The organism is Hymenobacter terricola, assembly GCF_017921975.2.
GTDB lineage: Bacteria > Bacteroidota > Bacteroidia > Cytophagales > Hymenobacteraceae > Hymenobacter > Hymenobacter terricola.
This window is the reverse complement of the sequence record NZ_JAGEMO020000009.1, coordinates 40,328-60,090: the sequence shown is the minus strand read 5'-3', so window position 1 is coordinate 60,090 and position 19,763 is coordinate 40,328. Positions and strand designations below refer to the sequence as shown.

The 19,763-nt window shown below is 63.7% G+C and carries 17 protein-coding genes; 13 read left to right on the top strand and 4 right to left on the bottom strand.

Annotated features, from left to right (window positions below; genetic code table 11):
- Positions 1-20 precede the first annotated feature (20 nt).
- Positions 21-1,127, bottom strand: coding sequence for a glycoside hydrolase family 43 protein (locus J4G38_RS08995; protein WP_226163305.1), 1,107 nt, complete (start codon positions 1,125-1,127; stop codon positions 21-23).
- Positions 1,128-1,428: 301 nt separating this feature from the next.
- On the opposite strand from J4G38_RS08995, the gene J4G38_RS08990 reads away from it, so the two are divergent.
- Entirely contained in the window at positions 1,429-2,301 is an 873-nt protein-coding gene (locus J4G38_RS08990; protein WP_210516914.1) for a pirin family protein, read from the top strand.
- A gap of 139 nt (positions 2,302-2,440) precedes the next feature.
- On the opposite strand, the gene J4G38_RS08985 is transcribed toward J4G38_RS08990, so the two are convergent.
- Together J4G38_RS08985 and J4G38_RS08980 are read right to left on the bottom strand one after the other, a co-directional pair.
- A complete protein-coding gene (locus J4G38_RS08985) occupies positions 2,441-2,641 on the bottom strand; it encodes a protease-associated domain-containing protein (protein WP_210516916.1) in 201 nt (66 codons plus the stop codon).
- A 128-nt stretch (positions 2,642-2,769) separates the two neighbouring features.
- A complete protein-coding gene (locus tag J4G38_RS08980; RefSeq protein WP_210516918.1) occupies positions 2,770-3,762 on the bottom strand; it encodes a DUF1028 domain-containing protein in 993 nt (330 codons plus the stop codon).
- 540 nt (positions 3,763-4,302) lie between these two features.
- Between J4G38_RS08980 and J4G38_RS08975 the strand changes: the two genes are divergently transcribed.
- Positions 4,303-4,659 (top strand): ASCH/PUA domain-containing protein, encoded by a 357-nt coding sequence (locus J4G38_RS08975; protein WP_210516920.1) that lies wholly within the window; start codon positions 4,303-4,305, stop codon positions 4,657-4,659.
- Positions 4,660-4,774: 115 nt separating this feature from the next.
- Here the strand turns inward: J4G38_RS08975 and J4G38_RS08970 are convergent, their stop codons facing one another.
- Positions 4,775-5,899 carry an alpha/beta fold hydrolase gene (locus tag J4G38_RS08970; protein WP_210516922.1) on the bottom strand — a complete coding sequence of 375 codons (1,125 nt, stop codon included), beginning with the start codon at positions 5,897-5,899 and terminating at the stop codon, positions 4,775-4,777.
- An 80-nt stretch (positions 5,900-5,979) separates the two neighbouring features.
- Here J4G38_RS08970 and J4G38_RS08965 point away from each other — a divergent pair, with 80 nt between their 5' ends.
- The 11 genes from J4G38_RS08965 to J4G38_RS08910 all read left to right on the top strand — a co-directional run bounded on the left by J4G38_RS08965 (position 5,980) and on the right by J4G38_RS08910 (position 19,635).
- Positions 5,980-6,939: an ABC transporter ATP-binding protein gene (locus J4G38_RS08965; protein ID WP_210516924.1), complete on the top strand. Its 960-nt coding sequence runs from the start codon at positions 5,980-5,982 to the stop codon at positions 6,937-6,939.
- Positions 6,927-8,498 carry an ABC transporter permease/substrate-binding protein gene (locus J4G38_RS08960; RefSeq protein WP_210516926.1) on the top strand — a complete coding sequence of 524 codons (1,572 nt, stop codon included), beginning with the start codon at positions 6,927-6,929 and terminating at the stop codon, positions 8,496-8,498. The genes J4G38_RS08965 and J4G38_RS08960 overlap by 13 nt, the downstream gene beginning before the upstream one ends.
- Before the next feature lie 114 nt (positions 8,499-8,612).
- Positions 8,613-9,122, top strand: a complete 510-nt coding sequence (locus J4G38_RS08955) for a GNAT family N-acetyltransferase (RefSeq protein WP_210516927.1) — start codon at positions 8,613-8,615, stop codon at positions 9,120-9,122.
- Between the two features lie 501 nt (positions 9,123-9,623).
- Positions 9,624-10,355 (top strand): 5-oxoprolinase subunit PxpB, encoded by a 732-nt coding sequence (pxpB, locus tag J4G38_RS08945; RefSeq protein ID WP_210516929.1) that lies wholly within the window; start codon positions 9,624-9,626, stop codon positions 10,353-10,355.
- 80 nt (positions 10,356-10,435) lie between these two features.
- On the top strand, positions 10,436-11,437 hold the full coding sequence (locus J4G38_RS08940) for a 5-oxoprolinase subunit C family protein (protein ID WP_210516931.1): 1,002 nt from the start codon (positions 10,436-10,438) through the stop codon (positions 11,435-11,437).
- Positions 11,438-11,501: 64 nt separating this feature from the next.
- Positions 11,502-12,284, top strand: a complete 783-nt coding sequence (locus J4G38_RS08935; RefSeq protein ID WP_210516933.1) for a LamB/YcsF family protein — start codon at positions 11,502-11,504, stop codon at positions 12,282-12,284.
- Complete coding sequence (locus J4G38_RS08930; RefSeq protein ID WP_210516935.1) at positions 12,281-13,549, top strand: NRAMP family divalent metal transporter; 1,269 nt, start codon at positions 12,281-12,283, stop codon at positions 13,547-13,549. The genes J4G38_RS08935 and J4G38_RS08930 overlap by 4 nt, the downstream gene beginning before the upstream one ends.
- An 87-nt stretch (positions 13,550-13,636) precedes the next feature.
- Positions 13,637-15,151 carry an NCS1 family nucleobase:cation symporter-1 gene (locus J4G38_RS08925; protein ID WP_210516937.1) on the top strand — a complete coding sequence of 505 codons (1,515 nt, stop codon included), beginning with the start codon at positions 13,637-13,639 and terminating at the stop codon, positions 15,149-15,151.
- A 585-nt stretch (positions 15,152-15,736) separates the two neighbouring features.
- A complete protein-coding gene (locus J4G38_RS08920; protein WP_210516939.1) occupies positions 15,737-17,167 on the top strand; it encodes a carbohydrate-binding protein in 1,431 nt (476 codons plus the stop codon).
- Positions 17,168-17,235: 68 nt separating this feature from the next.
- Positions 17,236-18,771, top strand: coding sequence for a glycosyl hydrolase (locus J4G38_RS08915; protein WP_210516941.1), 1,536 nt, complete (start codon positions 17,236-17,238; stop codon positions 18,769-18,771).
- 357 nt (positions 18,772-19,128) lie between these two features.
- A complete protein-coding gene (locus J4G38_RS08910) occupies positions 19,129-19,635 on the top strand; it encodes a hypothetical protein (protein ID WP_210516943.1) in 507 nt (168 codons plus the stop codon).
- The last annotated feature ends 128 nt before the right edge of the window (positions 19,636-19,763 follow it).

Sequence of the window (19,763 nt, the reverse complement as noted above, 5' to 3'; positions counted from 1 at the left end):
TTTGGCTGTTAGATTTCCGCCTACGGCACAATCGTTTCAATCCCGCCATCGGCCCGTCGCTTCAGCTCGGTGACTTTGATGTTGCGCAGCCAGGTTTTGCCCGAGAGCTGGGTGTCGTGGTAGAAGATGTACCACTTGCCTTTCACCTCGATGATGGAATGGTGGGTGGTCCAGCCCTGCACGGGCTCCATAATCACGCCCTGGTAGGTGAAGGGGCCCGTGGGCGAGGTGCCGGTGGCGTACACCAGCAGGTGCGTGTCGCCGGTGGAGTAGGAGAAGTAATACTTGCCCCGGTACTTGTGCAGCCAGCCCCCCTCGAAGAATCGGCGCTCGTTGTCGCTGGCCAGCAGGGATTTGCCGGCTTCGTCCAGGATTTTGATTTCCTGCACCGGGCCGTCAAAATGCTTCATGTCGGCGCTGAGCCTGGCCACGCGGGGGCCGAAGGCGGGCACGTCGCTGGTGGGTTCTTTTTCGGGGGCGTTGGCGTTGTATTTGCCGGTTTGCCAGCGCTGGAGCTGGCCGCCCCAGAGGCCGCCGAAGTACATGTAGGCCTTGCCATCGGTGTCGGCAAACACGGCCGGGTCGATGCTGAAGCTGCCCGCGATGGGCGTGGCGTCGGGCTTGAACGGGCCGCTGGGCGAGGTGCTGGTGGCCACCCCGATGCGGAACACGTCCTGCTTGTCCTTCACCGGGAAGTAGAGGTAGTAGGTGCCGTTTTTGAAGGCCGCGTCGGGCGCCCACAGCTGGCGGCCGGCCCAGGGAATATCCGCCACGGACAGGGCCACGCCGTGGTCCGTAACCTTGCCGTTGATGCTGTCCATCGACAGAATGTGGTAGTCCTTCATGGCGAAATGGTCGCCCTTGTCATTCTCCGGAATGCCCGACTCGATGTCGTGCGACGGGTAGATGTAAATCTTGCCCGCGAAGACGTGCGCCGACGGGTCGGCCGTGTAAATATCCCGGACCAGCGGTTCCGACAAGGGCTTTTTCGCCGTAGAATCGGCTTTTACAGCTGCCGTGGTGGCCGTGGTTTCCGACTTGGTGCTGTTGCTCTGGCACGCACCCAGCAGCGCCAGGGAAGTGGCAAGCACGGCAGCCGGGGCTTTCATTTTTGATGAGTTGAGCATGGGGGAATTTTAGGGTTTGGAAGGCCAATTTCAGGGCCCGAGCCAACGGCCCAAAAGGCAGGGCGGCACTGGTAGCCGGCCGGGATTTCGCGTAAATATAGAAGCGCACCCCACCGGTACAACCATTTGATTTATAACCCATTTTACAGCTAAACTACCGAAACCGATTGTGATAGGCATAGCCGTAAGGCCCTCAAAAAAGGTGGCCCAGCCAGCGCCAAACGGATAACTATTTTGAACCCAAACGCTTTATCAGGCAACGGCCTGACGCTCGCCCCGCCCCTCCTTACTCCTACACCTCATGGACACTCCTTTTCGCAGAATCTTCCAGGTAATCGACGGCAACAAAAAAGCCGTCGGCGACGGCTTTCAGGTGACGAGCCCAATGCCGGGGCCGCGCATCCGCCAGCTCAGCCCCTTCCTGCTCATCGACCACATCGGGCCCATGACGGTGCCGCCGAGCGACAAGCCGCTGGGCTCGCCGCCCCACCCCCACCGCGGCTTCGAAACCGTGACCGTAATGTACCAGGGCGTGCTGGCCCACCGCGACACGGCCGGCCACGCGGGCAACATCGGCCCCGGCGACGTGCAGTGGATGACGGCCGGCGCCGGCCTGCTCCACGAGGAGCTGTACGAGAAGGAGTTTACGCGCCAGGGCGGCACGCTGGAGCTGGTGCAGCTTTGGGTGAATATGCCGAAGAAGGACAAAATGGTGCCCGCCAACTACCAGGACATTCCCTCGGCCGTCATCAAAACCCTGCCCACGCCGGATGGTAAAGGCTTCATCCGCGTCATCGCGGGCACTTACGAAGGCGTGAGTGGCCCCGCCACCACCTTCTCGCCCATCACCATGCTCGATGTGCACCTGACCGCCGGCACGGATTTCACCCTGAACCTGCCCGCCGACTACAACGTGGGCCTCTACGTGGTGCGCGGTGAAGTGACCCTCAACGGCAACCGCCCCGCCGCCACCCAGCAGCTGGTGGTGCTGGGCTGGGACTCGCCCGCCGTGCAAATCGCCGCCTCGGCCTACAGCATTATCCTGGTGCTGGCCGGCGAGCCAATTGAGGAGCCGCTGGCCACTTACGGGCCGTTTGTGATGAACACGAATAAGGAATTGGTGCAGGCCATTGCCGATTTTGAGGGTGGCGCGATGGGGAAGTTTGCGGACTAACTGCGTCCCGCTCACCTCACCCCCGGCCCCCTCTCCCGCAGAGAGGGGGAGCCTAACAACTCTTGTCCGAAATATAAAAAAGAGCCTTTTTGCTGATGCATAGCACATGACCGGTGCCCCCTCTCCGCGGGAGAGGGGGTCAGGGGGTGAGGTGAGCGCCCGCCAAATCCTGGCTGGCCGAGGCCACCGTGGACGCAAACATGCGTGGCGCACCCCGCACAATCACCACAATTTTACCTTTCACATCGAGGCCCGCGTAGTCGTCGTAGCCCAGCTCAGGCGCACTGATGCCGAAACCGGCCAGCAGCAGGCCGGCGAAGAGGGAAAAGTAGTGTTTCATAGGACGATTGCAGAGACGCATATTTGCGTCTCGTCGTTGACCATTCGTTCGAGGCAAATAGCAGCAACGACGAGACTCAGGAGGCCGAGCCGCTGCTTCGTTCAACGGCAAGACGCAAATATGCGTCTCTACAGCGCCAGAATCTGCTTTAGCTCGGCGCTGGTCACGGTGAGCAGGCCTACTTTGGGCAGGCGCTCGGTGAGAGTGCGCCAGTTGGGCTCCTGCTTGAAAATAGGGCGGAGCAGGGCCAGCGCGGCGGGCACCTGCTGCTTGTTGGCCAGCGTGATGGCGTGCCAATACTTCATTTCCAGGTTCTGGGGAAACATTTTTTCGGCGACCTGATATTCCTGGATGGCTTTGGGCATGTCGTTTTTCTCCACGGCCAGGTCGCCGGCGTTCATGTGGTCGTAGGCCCGGTTGAGGCTGAGCAGGCGGCGCAGCTCGGGGAGCGGGGCGGCGCTGTCGTCCACGCGCAGGTCGATGAGGCGGTCGGCCCAGGGACCTTCGGTGGCGGTGCCGCGCACCACCAGCAGCGCGGCCGACTGACGGCCCCGAATGTCGCCCCCGGCCGCCTGGGCCGCATCGAGAGCCGTTAAAACCCGCTCAGCGAGAGGTAATTGGGCATTGTGCTCGTAGGCCTTGGCCATGGCGGGCCATATTTTGTCGGAGAGCATCATATTGGCCTGCACCGAAAACTGGCTGCCCTGCTGGTGGCCGGCCATGTCGACGCACTTTTTGCCGGTGTGGGTGGCCACGCGGCCCTGGTTGTCGAGGATGGCCACCTGGCGCACGTCGCGGCCTTCGTCATTGGTCAGTAGCTCATCGAGCGCCTGCTGGGCCGATTTGCCGCTTTTCAGCAGGGCCAGGCCGCGCAGGCCGAAGGACTTGTTGGTGAACGACTGCGTGGCCACCACGCCTACGCCGGCCTCGCCCCAACTCACCGACGTGCCCACCGAAAACCAGTGGCTTTGCACGGCCACGGCCATTTCGCCGGTGGCCGGGTCGCGCGCCACGATGCTGAAGGTGTGCGCAAACGGGTCGGTGGCGGAGTAGAACTGCGCCGCCACCGGCAGGCGCAGCAACACAAGCAACAACAGGGGCAGAAGGTATTTGAGCAGCATAGAAGCAAGCGACGTTTGGAGTGAGGAGAAGAAGCTAGTGTGCGTGACGGCCGCGACCGGAGCCGCAGACGGCAAAAGAAGCCCGCAGCGGCACTATTGTTTGCTGCTGACGCGTTGGGACGATGGTTTAACCCAAGGCGGCTCAGTGGTTGACTGGGCCCGCAGATAATCTTTTTGCCGGTCCGACGGTTTCTTTCGCGGCAGTGGCTACGGCGCTTTTCGCCCAATGGCCGGGGCGAAGTGGTAACCAAATAGCGGTTGCTGTTCCGTTGAGGCTGGCGAAACCTTTGCACTCCGGACTACTGGCTGACAATCAATCCACTGGCCGACCCCGGCACAGATGTTGTGAAGGACAGTTACGAGGGAACCTCCTTGATATTCTTAACGTTAAAAAAGCTTGTCCCTATTTTATTGACTATCTTCAAGTAATTAAGCCCGCTATTTCCGGCTGAATTTCAGCTCCGAACCCCAGCAGATTCTCCGCCAACCCAGCGCACTGCTCTGCCCAAAGTGGGTTCCCCTTCAATAATGACCATCGCCATGACTACTAATGTAACCGCATTACCCGAGCAGTTTATCCCCCAGTTCCATATCGCCGACCCCGCTCACCGGCAAACCCACGAACTCATGACCTGGCCTTCCTGCTTTGCGGCGGTGAAGGCCGGCAACAAGCCTTTCGATGTGCGCGAAAAAGACCAGAACTTTCAGGTCGGCGACGTCCTGCTCTTGCGAGAGTTTGACCCCGAAGCGGGTCAATACACCGGCCAAAACATTACCCGCTGGGTGAGCTACGTGCTCGAAGGCGGCCTGTTTGGCGTGCAGCCCAACTGGTGCGTGCTAGGCTTTAGCGACATCCCCCCGATTCCTTCGGGCATCACCGATATCCGCCTGTGGTAAGGCTCCACCGGCACTGAGCGGCAGCACGGGGCCAGTGCTTTCCAAGACTGTTTTGTTCAATAAAGAGGCGCAAACCTGCGCCTCCCTGGCTTTTTCACCCCAAAATTTCCGGGTGCTATTTTCGCTTCGGGGCCAGGAAACTGCTGATGTTGTCGTTGAGAAACTTCGCATCGGCGGGGTTGGGCGCGGCGCCGGCGGTGTGGCCCCAAAGCGAAGGAATGGGCTTTAGTACCACGCCCGGAATGAAGGCGGCCTCGTAGCGCGCATCGGTGAGCGGAAAGTAGAGGTCCGTTTCCGAAGGCATGTACAAAATGGGCGCTTTGATGCTTCGTAAAGCTTTTTCTACGTCGCCGCCGAAGCCGGGCGTGGCTCCGACGTTGTTCGATTCCCAGGTCCGCATCTGCAAAATCAGGTCGTTGGCGTCGGCGCCGGGGATGAAATTGGTGCGGTACTCGTGCAGCACCTGCTCGAAAGTGGTGCCGGGCTTGCTATCGGCTTTCCACAGCTCCCGGCGCCACCATTCCTGCGAGTAGAGCCACGCCGTCCAGACGGTGGCGAAGGCCTCGATGCCCTTGGTGGGCGGCGCGGTGTAGTCGCCGTCCTTGAAGGCAGCATCGGCGGTGAGGGCGGCAATCTGGCCTTCGAGCCGCACGATGCCGTGCGGGTAGGTTTTGGCCGTGCCCGAGGTGGCCACAATGCGGTCGGCAAACGTGGGGTAGCTCACGGCCCACTGAAAGGCCTGCTGGGCCCCCATCGAAAAGCCAATAATGGCCCGCAGGCGGGTTATTTTGAGGTCCTGGGCCAGCAACTGGTGCACGGCTGCCACGTTGTCGCGGATGGTCATCACCGGAAAGCGCGGGCCATGGAAAGGCTCGGGCGTGTTGCTGGGCGACGACGAATGGCCGTTACCAAACAACTCACTAGCCACCAGAAAAACCTGGGTGGTGTCGAGGGCTTTGCCAGGGCCGATGAGCCACTCGTAGCCGCGGTGGTCGGCCATGTAGTGCGAGGGCAGCAGGATGGCATTGTCGCGGGCGGCGTTGAGGTGGCCGTAGGTACCATACACCACGCGGGCCTGGGGCAAGGTGGTGCCGCCTTCAGTCCGGAAATTTGGAATGGTGAAGGTGTGCACCTTGGCCCGGTCGGGGCGCGGGACCGGAGCATCCTGGGCGCGGAGCAGGCCGGCGGCCAGGCTCAGCAGGGCGGCGGCCAGGGCCGAAATCAGTACGCGGAAAGGCATAGCGGGAAGGAACGGGCCGGCGGAAGTTTGCCGGTAGCTGTAACTCAATTGCGCCCGCCGGGTTTACCTTGCTCTCCGCCATGCCCGACCCGCAACCGCCCGTTATCCGCGCCTCGCGCCTCCACAAAGCCTTCGGCGCGCACGCCGTGGTGCGGGACGTGTCGTTTGAGGTGGCGGCCGGCGAAACGCTGGTGCTGCTGGGCCCCAGCGGCTGCGGCAAAACCACGCTGCTCAAAATGCTCAATCGCCTGATTGAGCCCGACGGCGGCACCATCGAAATCAACGGCGAAAACGTGCTCACCCAGCGCCCGGAGCTGCTGCGGCGCGGCATGGGCTACGTTATTCAGCAAGTGGGACTGCTGCCGCACTACACCGTGGCCGAGAACGTGGCCGTGGTGCCGCGCCTGCTGGGCCACGCCCCGGCGGCCATCGCGGCGCGCACCACGGTCCTGCTCACGCGCCTGCACCTGCCGCCCGACCGCTACGCCGGGCAGCTGCCGCACCAGCTGTCGGGCGGGCAGCAGCAGCGTGTGGGCCTGGCCCGCGCCCTGGCCGCCGACCCGCCCATTGTTCTCCTCGATGAGCCGTTTGGCGCCCTCGACCCCATTACCCGGGCCAGCATCCGGCGCGAGTTTCGGGAGCTGGACGAGCTGCGCAGCAAAACGGTGGTGCTGGTGACCCACGACGTAACGGAGGCTTTCGAGCTGGCCGACCGGATTATGCTGCTCGATGCCGGGCAGATTCAGCAGCTGGGCACGCCGCGCGAACTGCTATTCAGGCCGGCCAGTGATTTTGTACATCGTTTTTTCGCGGCCGAGCGGCTGGCCCTGCAGCTGCGCACGCTCACGCTGGGCGACGTTTTCCGGGACAATGAAACCGAATTTCCGAAAGACTCTTTCCGCGCTGAAACCACCGTGCACGATGCGCTGGAAGCCTTAACTGGCCCCGCATCGGCCCCGGCGCCCCCCTTCACGATGGCCCAGCTGATGGCAGGTTTTGGCGCAGCTTTGCAACGGGAGGAGGACGCATGGAAACGCTAAGCGCCCTCCTCACTTTCTGGCACGAGCAGGCCGGCAAGCTGGGCGAGCAAACTTTGCAGCACATCGGCCTCACGGCGGGCTCGCTGCTGCTGGGGGTGCTGCTGGGCGTGCCGCTGGGGCTGTTTTTGTCGCGCAAGCCGCGTTGGGCGCCGGCCGTGCTGGGGGTGGCCGGCGTGCTTCAGACGGTGCCCAGCATCGCCCTGCTCGGCTTCCTGATTCCGTTGATGGGCATCGGGCCCAAACCGGCCATTTTCGCGCTGTTTCTGTATTCGCTGCTGCCCATTATTCGCAACACGCTGGAAGGAATCCGGGGCGTGCCGCCGGCCGTGGTGGAAGCCGCCCGGGGCCTGGGCCTGACGGATGGGCAGGTGCTGCGCCGCGTGGAATTGCCGCTGGCGCTGCCCGTGCTCATGGCTGGCATCCGCACGGCCACGGTAATAAACGTGGGCGTGGCCACGCTGGCGGCCTACGTGGCGGCGGGCGGGCTGGGCGAGTTCATCTTCGGCGGCATTGCGCTCAACAACCCGGTGATGATACTGGCCGGGGCACTGCCCGCCGCCGGGCTGGCGCTGGCTTTCGATGCGCTGCTGGGCGGCGTGCAGAAGCTGAGCACGCGCCGCCTGGGGCAGGTGGGCGCGGCGCTGCTGGTGGCGCTGCCGCTGCTGGGTGGGCTGTATCTGCTGCCGCGCGCCACGGGCAGGCTGCTGGCCGGCTTCAGCCCCGAGTTTGTGGGCCGGGCCGATGGGCTGCCGGGCCTCACCAAAAGCTACGGCCTCACGCACCTGCCCAGCGTGGTGCTGGCCCCCGCGCTGGTGTACGAGGCCGCCCGCAATGCCAACGTGGACGTGATTGACGGCTACAGCACCGACGGCCGCATCCGGGCCTACGGCCTGCGCGTGCTGCGCGACGACCGCCGCGTGTTCCCGCCCTACTACGCCGTGCCGGTGGTGCGCCCCGCGCTGCTGCGTGAGCACCCCGAGCTAACGGCCGTGCTGGCCAAGCTGGATAATCAGATTTCCGATTCGGTGATGACCGATTTGAACTACCGCGCCGACTACCTGCACCAGCCCCCCAAAGCCATTGCCGAGGCCTTTTTGCGGCGGCGCGGGCTGTGGCTGGCCCCGCGCCCGGCCGTGGCGGGCGCGCCCGTGGTGAAACTCGGCTCCAAGATTTTTGCCGAGCAATACATTCTGGCCGAGATGTACGCCGCCCTCATTCGGGGCAATACCGACCTGGCCGTGGAAACCAAAACCGGCCTGGGCGGCACCACCATCTGCTTCGAAGCCCTGCGCGACGGGGCCATCGATATGTACCCCGAATACACCGGCACGGGCCTTTTGGTGCTGCTGCAGCCGCAACCGGCCGTGGTCGACTCGCTGGGCGGGCAGCCGGCGGCAGTGCTGAACTACGTGCGCGCCGAATTCCGTCGCCGCTTCGGGCTGGAATGGCTGGCGCCGCTGGGTTTCAACAACACCTACGCGCTGCTCATGCGCGGTCAGCAGGCGCAGCAGCTGGGCATCGTGAGCGTATCGGACCTGGGCGGGTATTTGCGGCGGTAGAATTGTTTCGCACAGAGTCAGGAGAGTAAAAAGGAGGTTCACCGAGAGAGGCGATTGCTCCGTTAAACCCCTTTTTACGGCCCTGACTCTGTCCAAAAACGCTACTTTCGTTCCATGATTCTCACCACCGCCACTCCCGCCGACGCGCCCCGCCTCACCCAGTTCGTGAATGCCGCCTACCGGGGCGAAACTGCCCGCCAGGGCTGGACCACGGAGGCCGACCTGCTCGACGGCCAGCGCATCGATGAAGCCGGCCTGCTCGACCTGCTGGCCCTGCCCGATGCGGCCATTTTGCTGGGCCTGGGCGAGGAAGGCGAGCTGCTGGGCAGTTTCCACGTGCAGGCGCGCGGGCCGCTGGTCTACCTGTCCATGCTGGCCGTGAACCCCGCCGGTCAGGGCCGGGGCGTGGGCAAATTCCTGCTCCGCGCCGCCGAGGACTACGGCCGCCAGCACGGCTGCACCATCAGCAAAATGACCGTGATTTCCGTCCGCGCCGAGCTCATTGCGTACTACGAGCGCCAGGGCTACCGCCAGACCGGGGCCACCGAGCCCTTCCCCGCCGACCCGCGCTTCGGCATCCCCAGGCAGCCGCTGGTGCTGCTGGTGCTGGAGAAGCCGCTGTAGGAAGCGCCCCGACCACCAAGCCCGCCAAGGCCGCCACCGGAATGCCTGTGGGTCGAGGGCTCGCATGGTACGGAGCACGCCGTCGAGGTGGTCGCACTCATGCTGGAGCAGCTCCGAAATCGCGCCCTGCACGGCCCAGCGCTGCGGCTGCCAGTGCTCAAAGCCAATCAGCTCGATGGCTTCGATGGGCGCTGTTTCCCGGGCCGGAATGGTCAGGGGGAGGCTGTAGGCCACGCCGCTGATGGCACGCTTGCGCGCCACGGCCAGGGGTTTCGGACACGCCGGTGGTAACGGGCGGGTCGGGAACAACGGCCGGGGCCGGCGCGGCAGCCGCAGCGGGGCGGGGCCGGGCGGGCGGCACCACGGCGGTGAACATAGGCTGGCGCTGGCAGGCGGCGCCAAGCAGCGCGAGCGCAACCGCCCCGGCCCCGCCATATTTACGGAAGCTAATTTTCATTGGAAGTCCCCGGTGCTAAAAGCCCCAAAAGTAACCGCCGCCCCATGAGTTTCGCCCTGCCGCCACCTGCCGAAAGCCCGCTGCCCGTGCGGCTGTTTCCGCTGGGCGACGCGGCCGTGGCGCTGGAATTTGGCACCGGCATTGGTGCGGCCACGCACCGCGCCATTGCGGCATTCAGCGCCTACCTGGCGCGGCATCCGTTCGTGGGCTTGCGCGAAGTCGTGCCCGCCTTCACCACCCTCACCGTGTACTACGACCCGTGGCTGCTGAGCGAAAACGGCCAGCATCCGCCATATGAGCGGGTGGCGGCACTGCTGCAAAAGATGCTGCCCGCCGCCCGGGAATCGGTAGCGGCGGCATATTCCGTGGTGGAAATCCCGGTGTGCTATGGGGGTGATTTTGGGCCCGATTTAGCCTTCGTTGCCGCCCATACCGGGCTAAGGCCAGATGAAGTTATTGCCCTGCATTCCGCTCCCGAATACCTGGTGCACATGATTGGTTTCGCGCCCGGCTTCCCGTACCTGGGCGGGCTGGATGTGCGGCTGGCCACGCCCCGCCGGCCACAGCCACGCGCACTGGTACCGGCCGGCGCAGTAGGCATCGCAGGGCCGCAAACGGGCATTTACTCGCTGCCCACGCCGGGCGGCTGGCAGCTTATCGGCCGCACCCCACTGCGGTTGTTCAACCCGGAATGGTCGGCGCCCGGCCGGCTGCGGGCGGGCCAGCACCTGCGCTTCGTGCCCATCAGCGCAGAGGAGTTTCGAAATCTATTGTAGCGCGAACTTTGTAGTTCGCGTCCCCGCGCCGTTGTGCAATTGAACGCACAGCGACGCGAACTACAAAGTTCGCGCTACTCATGAGCCTGCGTATTCTCCGTCCCGGTCTCCTGACCACCGTGCAGGACCTCGGCCGCTTCGGCTACCAACAGGATGGCATCATCGTGAGCGGCGCGGCCGATGCGGTGGCCTTGCGCGTGGCCAATTTATTGGTGGGGAATGAGGAAAACGCCGCCGGCCTGGAAATCACCCTCCTCGGGCCTGCCATCAGCTTCGAAACCGACCAGCTCATTGCCCTCACCGGCGCCCACCTCTCCCCTACCATTAACGGCCAGCCGGTGGGCCAGCACCGGACCATCTGGGTGGTGGCCGGCGCAACGCTGGCCTTCGGCGCGGCCGTGGCGGGGTGCCGCGCCTACCTCGCGGTGGCGGGTGGTGTGGCCGTGCCGCTGGTGCTCGGCAGCCGCGCCACCTACCTTCGTGCGGGCTTCGGCGGGCTGCACGGCCGGGCCCTGCGGGCCGGCGATGAGCTGCCCATCGGGGAGGCTTCTGATGCCAGTGCTACGCTTCAGCAAGCCTTGGTTCGCCAGGGTACCGCCTGGGCCCAGGCCCGCTGGACGCCCGGCCCGGACCTCTGCCCCACACCGCGCCGCAGCCCCTTCGTTCGCGCCCTGCGCGGGCCGGAATACGAGCAGTTTTCAGCGAAAAGCCAGCAGGCCTTTTGGCGCGAGTCGTTTACCATCACCGCCGAAGCCGACCGCATGGGCTACCGCCTGCAAGGCCCAAAACTGGAACGAATAGAAGAAACGGAGCTGCTATCCAGCGCCGTCACGTTCGGAACAGTGCAGGTGCCGGCCGGTGGGCAGCCCATCGCGCTCCTCGCCGACCACCAGACGACGGGCGGCTATCCGCGCCTGGCGCAGGTTATTTCGGCCGATTTTTCGGTGCTGGCCCAGGCGGCCCCGGGCCAGCGGCTGCGGTTTCAGGAAGTGTCGCTGCCGGAGGCGCAGGCGCTGTACCTTGCGCAGGAACGGCAGGTGCAGGCGTTGCGGCGGGGCATTGCGGCGGTCTTTGGGAACTAGTACAGACCGTCATGCTCAGCCTGACTCTGACGTTCTTTTACACTAAATCAACTACCCCGCCCCTATGCCCCAAACCTACTCCATTGACCTGAACTGCGACATGGGCGAAAGCTTCGGGGCCTGGACCCTGGGCAACGACGCGGCCCTGATGCCCTTCATTACTTCGGCCAACATTGCCTGCGGCTTCCACGCCGGCGACCCGGCCGTGATGAAGGCCACCGTGCGCGCCGCGCTACCGCACGGCGTGGCCCTAGGCGCCCACCCCGGCCTGCCCGATTTGGTGGGTTTTGGCCGGCGCGATATGGCCATTTCGGCCGAAGAGGCTTTTGATATGACGGTGTACCAGTTGGGGGCCATCAACGCCATAGTGAAGGCCGAGGGCGGCCAGCTGCGCCACCTCAAGCCCCACGGCGCGCTCTACAACATGGCCGCCACCAACGCCGCGCTGGCCGAAGCCATTGCCGAAGCCGTGTACAAAGTGCAGCCCGACCTCACGCTCTACGGCCTGGCCGGCTCGGAGCTGACCAAAGCCGGCGAAAAGCTCGGCCTGAAAACTGCCCACGAAGTCTTCGCCGACCGCACCTACCAAGCCAACGGCACCCTCACGCCCCGCCGCCAGCCCGACGCCCTCATTACCAGCGCCGACGTGGCCATTGCCCAAGTGCTGCGCATGGTGCAGGGCGGCGGGGTGCGCACCCAGCAGGGCACCGACGTAGCCCTCCGGGCCGATACGGTGTGCCTGCACGGCGACGGCGCCCACGCGCTGGAATTTGCCCAACGCCTCAGTAAAGAGCTGCGCCAGGCCGGCGTGCAGCTGCAAGCGGGCCGGCCGGCCGCGGCTAAATGAGGCCGCTGCCCAAGGCCCGGTGGTGGGGCGGGGCCAGCCTGGGAGCGGCTTTTCTGATGGCGAATTCGTCCATTGGGCCAGGCTTTCTCACCCAGACCACGGTGTTTACCCAGCAGCTGCTCACCAGCTTCGGGTTCGTCATTCTGGTGTCGGTGGTGCTCGACGTGGGCGCGCAGCTCAACACCTGGCGCATCCTCACGGTGAGCGAGCTGCGGGCCCAGGACCTGGCCAACCGGCTGCTGCCGGGGCTGGGTTATTTTCTGGCCGGCCTGGTGATTCTGGGTGGTTTCGCCTTCAACATCGGCAACATTGCCGGCTGCGGACTGGGGCTGAACGTGCTCACGGGCATGTCGTTCGAGCACGGCGCAATGGTGAGCTGCGGCGTGGCACTGCTGCTGTTCTGGGTGCGCGAAATCGGGAAAATGCTCGATGGCTTCACCAAAATTCTCGGCACCGTTAAGATTCTGCTCACGCTGGGCATTGCGTTCAGCGCGCACCCGCCCTTGCTGCAAGTGCTGCACCACACGCTGCTGCCGGTGAAAATCAGCGCGGCGGCCATCGTCACGATTGTGGGCGGCACGGTGGGCGGCTACATCACGTTTTCGGGCGCGCATCGGCTGCTCGATGCGGGCATCAAAGGCCTTGGCAGCCAGGCCGAGGTGACGCGCAGCGCCGTGAGCGGCATTGTTATTTCCACCATTATGCGGTTTGTGCTGTTTCTGGCCATTGTGGGCGTGCTCAGCCACGGGGCCGTGTTGGAGGCCGACAACCCGGCGGCCGGCGTGTTCCGGGCGGCGGCCGGGGAGGTGGGCTTCCGCATTTTCGGGGTGATTTTGTGGAGCGCGGCCATTTCCTCGGTGGTGGGCGCGGCCTACACGTCGGTGTCGTTTTTCAAGACCTTTCACCCGGTGTTCGCGCGCTATGAGCGGGCCTGTATTTCGGTGTTCATCATCTTGTCAACCAGCATTTTTGTGTTTATTGGCAAGCCCACGCAGCTGCTGGTTTTCGCCGGGGCCATCAACGGCTTGATTCTGCCCATCGCCCTGGGCATCGTGCTGGTGGCCGCCAACACGCCGCGCCTGATGCGCGGCTACCGCCACCCGCGCTGGATGCTGGCCGCCGGCTGGGCCGTGGTGCTGGTGATGGGCGGCCTGAGCGTGCCCGTGCTGGTGCAGCAGGTGGGCGCGCTGCTGCGCAGCCCCGGGGAGCGAGCAACAACAGCACGTCATGCTGAGCTTGCCGAAGCATCTCTACCGCACAACTAATCCAATCGATTGAGTTACTTGCGCAAGCGAGATGCTTCGACTTCGCTCAGCATGACGTTCTTGTTTTCCTGACTACAGCAAATTGCTATGACGCCTGCTTCCAACCTCCCCGCCGCCCCCGGCCTCACCAGCCCCGACCTGGCCCCCGTGCCCCAGGCCGAGCGCACCTGGGGCACCGGCAACTACGCCGCGCTCTGGATTAGCATGAGCCTGTGCATTCCCACCTACATGCTGGCCAGTTCGCTCATCGAGGGCGGCATGAACTGGTGGGAGGCCCTGCTCACCATCTTTCTGGGCAACAGCATTGTGCTGGTGCCCATGCTGTTGAATGGCCGGGCCGGCGCGCAGTACGGCATTCCGTTCCCGGTGTTTGCGCGGGCCAGCTTCGGGGTGCGCGGGGCCAATGTGCCGGCGCTGCTGCGGGCCATCATCGCCTGCGGCTGGTTCGGGATTCAGACCTGGATTGGGGGCTACGCGCTGTACCAGATGGCGGTGTTGTGGGTGCCTTCGCTGGCCACGCTGCCGGCCGTGTTTCCGGCCAGCTGGGGACTGGCTACCGGGCCAGCCATTCTGTTCTTCCTGTTCTGGCTGCTGAACATGTATGTGGTGCACAAAGGCGTCGACAGCATTCGCAAGCTACTGGTATTCAAGGCATTTTTTCTGCCATTCGCGGCCTTGGCGCTGTTGTGGTGGGCCATTTCTGCCGGCCACGGACTAGGGCCGATACTGGCGCAGCCGAGCAAATTCACGTCCAGCGCGCAGTTCTGGGCCTTCTTCTTTCCCTCGCTCACGGGCATGGTGGGCTTCTGGGCCACGCTCTCGCTCAACATTCCCGATTTCACGCGCTACGCCACCAGCCAGCGCGCCCAGCAGATGGGCCAGGCCATTGGCCTTCCCACGTCGATGACCCTGTTTTCCTTTGTGGGTGTGGTGGTTACATCGGCCACGCTGGTTATCTACGGCAAAACCATCTGGGACCCGGTGGTGCTGGCGGGCCGTTTCGACAGCAAGCTGCTGGTGAGCGCGGCCATGCTGGCGGTGGCTCTGTCCACGCTGGCCACCAATATTGCGGCCAACATCGTGAGTCCGGCCAACGACTTCGCCAACTTCTCGCCCGCCCGCATCAGCTTCAAAACCGGCGGCTACATCACCGGCGTGCTCGGCGTGCTCATCTTCCCCTGGAAGCTAATCGCCGACCCTTCCGGCTACATATTTACCTGGCTGGTAGGGTATTCCGGCCTGCTCGGGCCCATCGGCGGCATCATGATTGTGGACTATTATCTCATCCGCAAGCAACAGCTCGACCTGCCCGACCTGTACCAATACCACGGCCGCTACGCCTACCGCAACGGCTTCAATCCGGCGGCCATCATCGCCCTCATCGTTGGCATTCTGCCCAACGTGCCGGGCTTCCTCACCGCCATTGGCGTGCTCGACAAAGGCACGGTGTGGCCGGGCCTGGTGGCCGTGTACAACTACGCCTGGTTTGTGGGCTTCCTGGTATCGGGCGGCGCCTACTTGCTGCTGATGCGCGGCCAGCCCGTCGGGGCTCCCGCGCCGTCCGCCGTCCGCGCCAGCTCGGCTCCTTCACTCGCTCAGTAAGGGCCCGCGGGCGAGGGCGGCCGCGGCCCGCTACACCCAGTGCAGGCCGGATGCGGAGATGGTAGCGGGCCCAAAAAGCGTGCGGCGATGTTCCTGTAGTATGAAAAGCTATTCTTGGGATAATTCCAAAAGAATTGCTCTGCGGCAAGTGCTGGTCGTGGGCTGCGGACCATTGGCTCAGAAAAAGAAAAATATTTTGGCCAACGCGCAATTTTTTACGTGTTTTTTAGCCGTTGTGCCAGGCCCGATTTTCCGGCAACGATTGCGGGTTTATTTCGGCCCAGCAGCCAGATTCGGCATGTGCTGTAAGTGTATAAGCTGGCGGCTACGCTGCTTGCCAAGGCCCTGAAAGGGTGCCGCCTGGGCCTTGTGTTGCCGGCAGAAAGGCTGACATTTGGCCACCCCCGCTCCGGCATCTCCTGCCTGCAGCGGCGGCAAACGGGCTGCTTCGGACGCTTTCGCCGCTCAGCATTTCTCCAGCCCCAGGCGGTGGCATTGCCGGCCTTTTCCACTGGGCGTACCCGGCTGCCGGCGGCTTCTCCTAACTTCTTTTTCCAGCCACATTTCACCAATTCCCACACCACCATGAAACTAACGCTTACTTCGATTTTGGGCGCGGCGGCCTTGCTGCTGCTTGGCCGCCCGGCCGCCCGGGCCCAAACCTACCAGCAGGTCTGGGCCGATGAGTTCACCACCGGCATTGGCCCGAACTGGGTGTTCGAGACTGGCGGCGGCGGCTGGGGCAACAACGAGAAACAGTATTACCAGTCCGCCAACGCCACGGTGGTGAACGGCGAGCTGCAAATCACGGCCCGCAAGCAGAGCGTGGGCGGCATGCCCTACACCTCGGCCCGTATGAAAACGCAGGGCCTGAAGCAGTTCACCTACGGCAAGATGGAGGCCCGCATTAAGCTGCCGCTGGGCCAGGGTCTGTGGCCCGCGTTCTGGATGCTGGGCGCCAATATCGGCTCGGTGAGCTGGCCCTACTGCGGCGAAATTGACATCATGGAGCAGATAAACGCCGACAGCCGCACCTACGGCACTGTGCACTGGGACAGCAACGGCCACGCTTCGTACGGCAACAACATCGCCACCACCCCCAATGCCTACCACGTTTACAGCGTGGAATGGACGCCGACCTACATCCGCTGGTTCATGGATGGCACCAAGTACCACGAAATCAACATCACCAACGGTACGGGCGGCACCGAGGAGTTCCAGAAGCCCTTTTTCCTGCTCCTGAACCTGGCCGTAGCCGGCGACTGGCCCGGCCAGACCGTGGACGAAAGCAAGCTGCCCGCCACCATGTCCGTCGACTATGTGCGCGTATACCAGTTGACGAGCACACCCCCGCCTTCCTCCGTTACCCTGCAGGCTGAGGCCGCCAACGTGAACAACGGCATGGTGGTGGAAAGCTGCGCCGACACCGGCGGCGGCCAGGACATGGGCTACATCGACGCCGGCGACTACCTGGTGTGGAACAGCATCAACTTCCCCACTTCGGGCACCTACAACATCGAGTACCGCGTGGCCAGTGGGGCAAATGGCGGCACCATTTCTTCGGATTTGAATGCCGGTTCCATCCAGCTGGGCAACACGGCCATCCCCGGTACCGGCGGCTGGCAGAACTGGACCACCGTGTCTAAATCATTGACCATCAACGCCGGCACCTACAACTTCGGCGTATTTGCCCAAACCGGCGGCTACAACCTCAACTGGGTGCGAATCACCCGCACCGGCGCCCGCTCGGCCGCCTCGCCCGATAAGCCCGTGCCAGCGGCCACGGCCTTCAACCTGGAGCTGTACCCGAACCCGGCCACCGACCGCCTCCAGCTGCGCTCCGAGCAAAGCCTCGCGGGCAGTCAGTTTCAGATTCTGGATGCCTGGGGCCGGCCGGTAGCCGCCGGCTCGGCCGCGGCCGGCCGCGTCGATGTTTCGGCGCTGCCGCCGGGCGTTTACACCCTCAAAGTCTCGGCCGAAGGCAAGCTGCCCGAAACCCGCCGCTTTACCAGGTAACTTTCCATGGGATGGTTGCCAGCGGGCAGGTTTTGACGAACTTGCCCACTGGTTTTTTCCGCTGAACAATGGCCACCAACCACCGATTTCAACGCCTTTCAACCCACCTGCTGAGCGGAATACTGGCGGCGCTGCTGGCTTTCGGCAGCCCTGCCACGGCCCAAACCCGCAGCCCCAAGCGCGGCCTCGCCTATGGCTACCACTCGGCCGCCGATTTGCAGGCGCTGGCTCCCGGCCTCAGCTGGTGGTATAACTGGGCCTCCGTGCCCGAAGCCGGCGCGGCCGGCGTGTACGCGGGCCTCGGTTTCGACTACGTGCCCATGCAGTGGGGCGCCACCCTGGGCAGCGGCACGGTTACGGCCAGCCAGCTGGCCGCCAACATCCCGAACGGCGCCCGCTACCTGCTGGGTTTCAACGAGCCCAACTTCCTCGACCAGGCCAACCTGACGCCCAACCAAGCCGCCGCGCTCTGGCCGGTGCTGGAAACCGTGGCCCGCCAGCGCAACCTGCAGCTGGTGGCGCCCGCCGTGAACTACTGCGGCAATTGCGTGGTGCAAAACGGGGTGACGTACTACTCGCCGGTACAGTACCTGGACGCCTTTTTTGCCGCCTGCCCCAGCTGCCAGGTCGACTACATCGCGGTGCACACCTACGTGTGCGAGGAGCGGTATCTGCGCGAAAAAATCGGAGAGCTGAAGAAGTATAACAAGCCCATCTGGCTCACCGAGTTTGCCTGCGGCGACATGCCCGCCGCCCAGATTTCCCCGGCCGTGCAGCAGAAGTATATGCTCGACGCCGTGAACTACCTCGAAAAAGAACCCGCCGTGTTCCGCTACGCCTGGTTTTCGGGTCGCAACGGCCAGATTCCCAACATCAACCTGCTGGGCGCTTCCGGCCAGCTCACCGCCCTGGGCCAGGAATACGTGGGCCGGCCCGTGGGCTGGGAACCGGGCCGGCTCACGCCCGTGGCCGTCACGGCATCGTCCAGCGAAACCACTTCCCTCAACGCCTCCAACGCCACCGACCACGACATCAACACCCGCTGGGGCAGCGTTTTCGCCGACCCGCAGTACCTGCAACTGGACTTCGGCGCACTCCAGAACTTCACTCGCGTGCAGCTCAGCTGGGAAGCCGCCCACGCCCTGGATTACCAAATCCAGACCTCTCCCGACGGCCTCTACTGGACGCCCATTCAAACAGTCATCAACAGCGACGGCGGCCTGGACAACCTCACCGGCCTTACGGCCCGGGGCCGCTACCTGCGCCTCTATGGCACCCGCCGCGCCACCACCTACGGCTACTCACTCTGGGAAATCGAAGTGTTTGGCAGCCCCGCCGGCACCACCACGGCCACCCGGCCCGCCGATGCCGATGCCCTGCGCCTCTACCCCAATCCGGCCGAAACCGAGCTGCACATCGCGCTGCCAACCAATGCCCGCCTTCAATCCCTGGCCGTGGTCGACGCGCTGGGCCGCACGGTGCTCACCAGCCGCCCTACTCCGGATGGCGTGCTGAACATTGCAGCCCTGCCCACCGGCCTCTACGTGGTGCGCGCCACCACCACCGGCCAGCGCCAGCTCACCCAGCGGTTCACGAAGCGTTAGCGCATTGGGGGACTTACCGCGCTCAGCGGCGCTGACGGCCATTATTGCACTACATAACAAAACCAATAGCGGCAAAATGAATTTCTGATTAGCATCGAATTCCGGCGATGCTTATATTTTGCAATTGTCTTTTTTTCAATGCTTTAAGCAATTTAATGAAATGTGATTTTACGGGCAAAAAATTTGAAGAATAGTCTTTTTCCGCGAAATAGTGAACCTAATTTCGCAGAGGCCAGTTAGGCTCGCAGTCAGGAACCAAGCTGGATTCTGCAAGTGACCGGTTGCCCGCTATAAATTTTATGTTCCATTAGTGCCAGTACCTAAAAGCAGGTATTGCATCAATTACCCAACGTTTGCATGAAAAAAACGCCCTTATTTATAGCTGTAGCCGCGGCTGCACTGACCTTTGCTTCTTGCAAAAAAGAGGAAGAAAAAGCCGTCGCTTCTCCTCAGGCTGTTGCCGCGACTTCGGTCCTGGCTAATGCCGACCTGCTGACCGCCGGCAACTGGCACCAAACCGGCCTCACCGTTAGCGTGGCCACCGAAGCTGGCAAACCGGCCGCTACTTCCGACCTGTTTCTGCGGGCCAAACCGTCCAGGCTGATTCAGAACGCCGCCTACAAAGCCGACGGCACGTTCACGCTGTTGCGCGGCCCCCTATCCGACGGCAAAATCGCCGACCCCGCTTTGGGCAAATGGCACCTGAACGCCGCCGCCGATTCGCTGGTTGCAACCGAGCAGGACCACCTGCGCAGCTATGGCATTGCCGAGCTGACAGCCAGCACGCTACGCCTGACGTCTGCCGCGCCGGCCGCCGACGGCAAAGCCTCGATTTGCACCATCACGACTACGTTCGCGCATTAAGCCCGAGTAACTATTCCCGGCATCCTGCACCGCCCGGCCACTCTGGCCGGGCGGTGTTTTTTTTTGGGGTGCTGCCAACAAACACTGCTGTGGACTATAACCAGCATACACGCCAGTGCTTTGCAGTT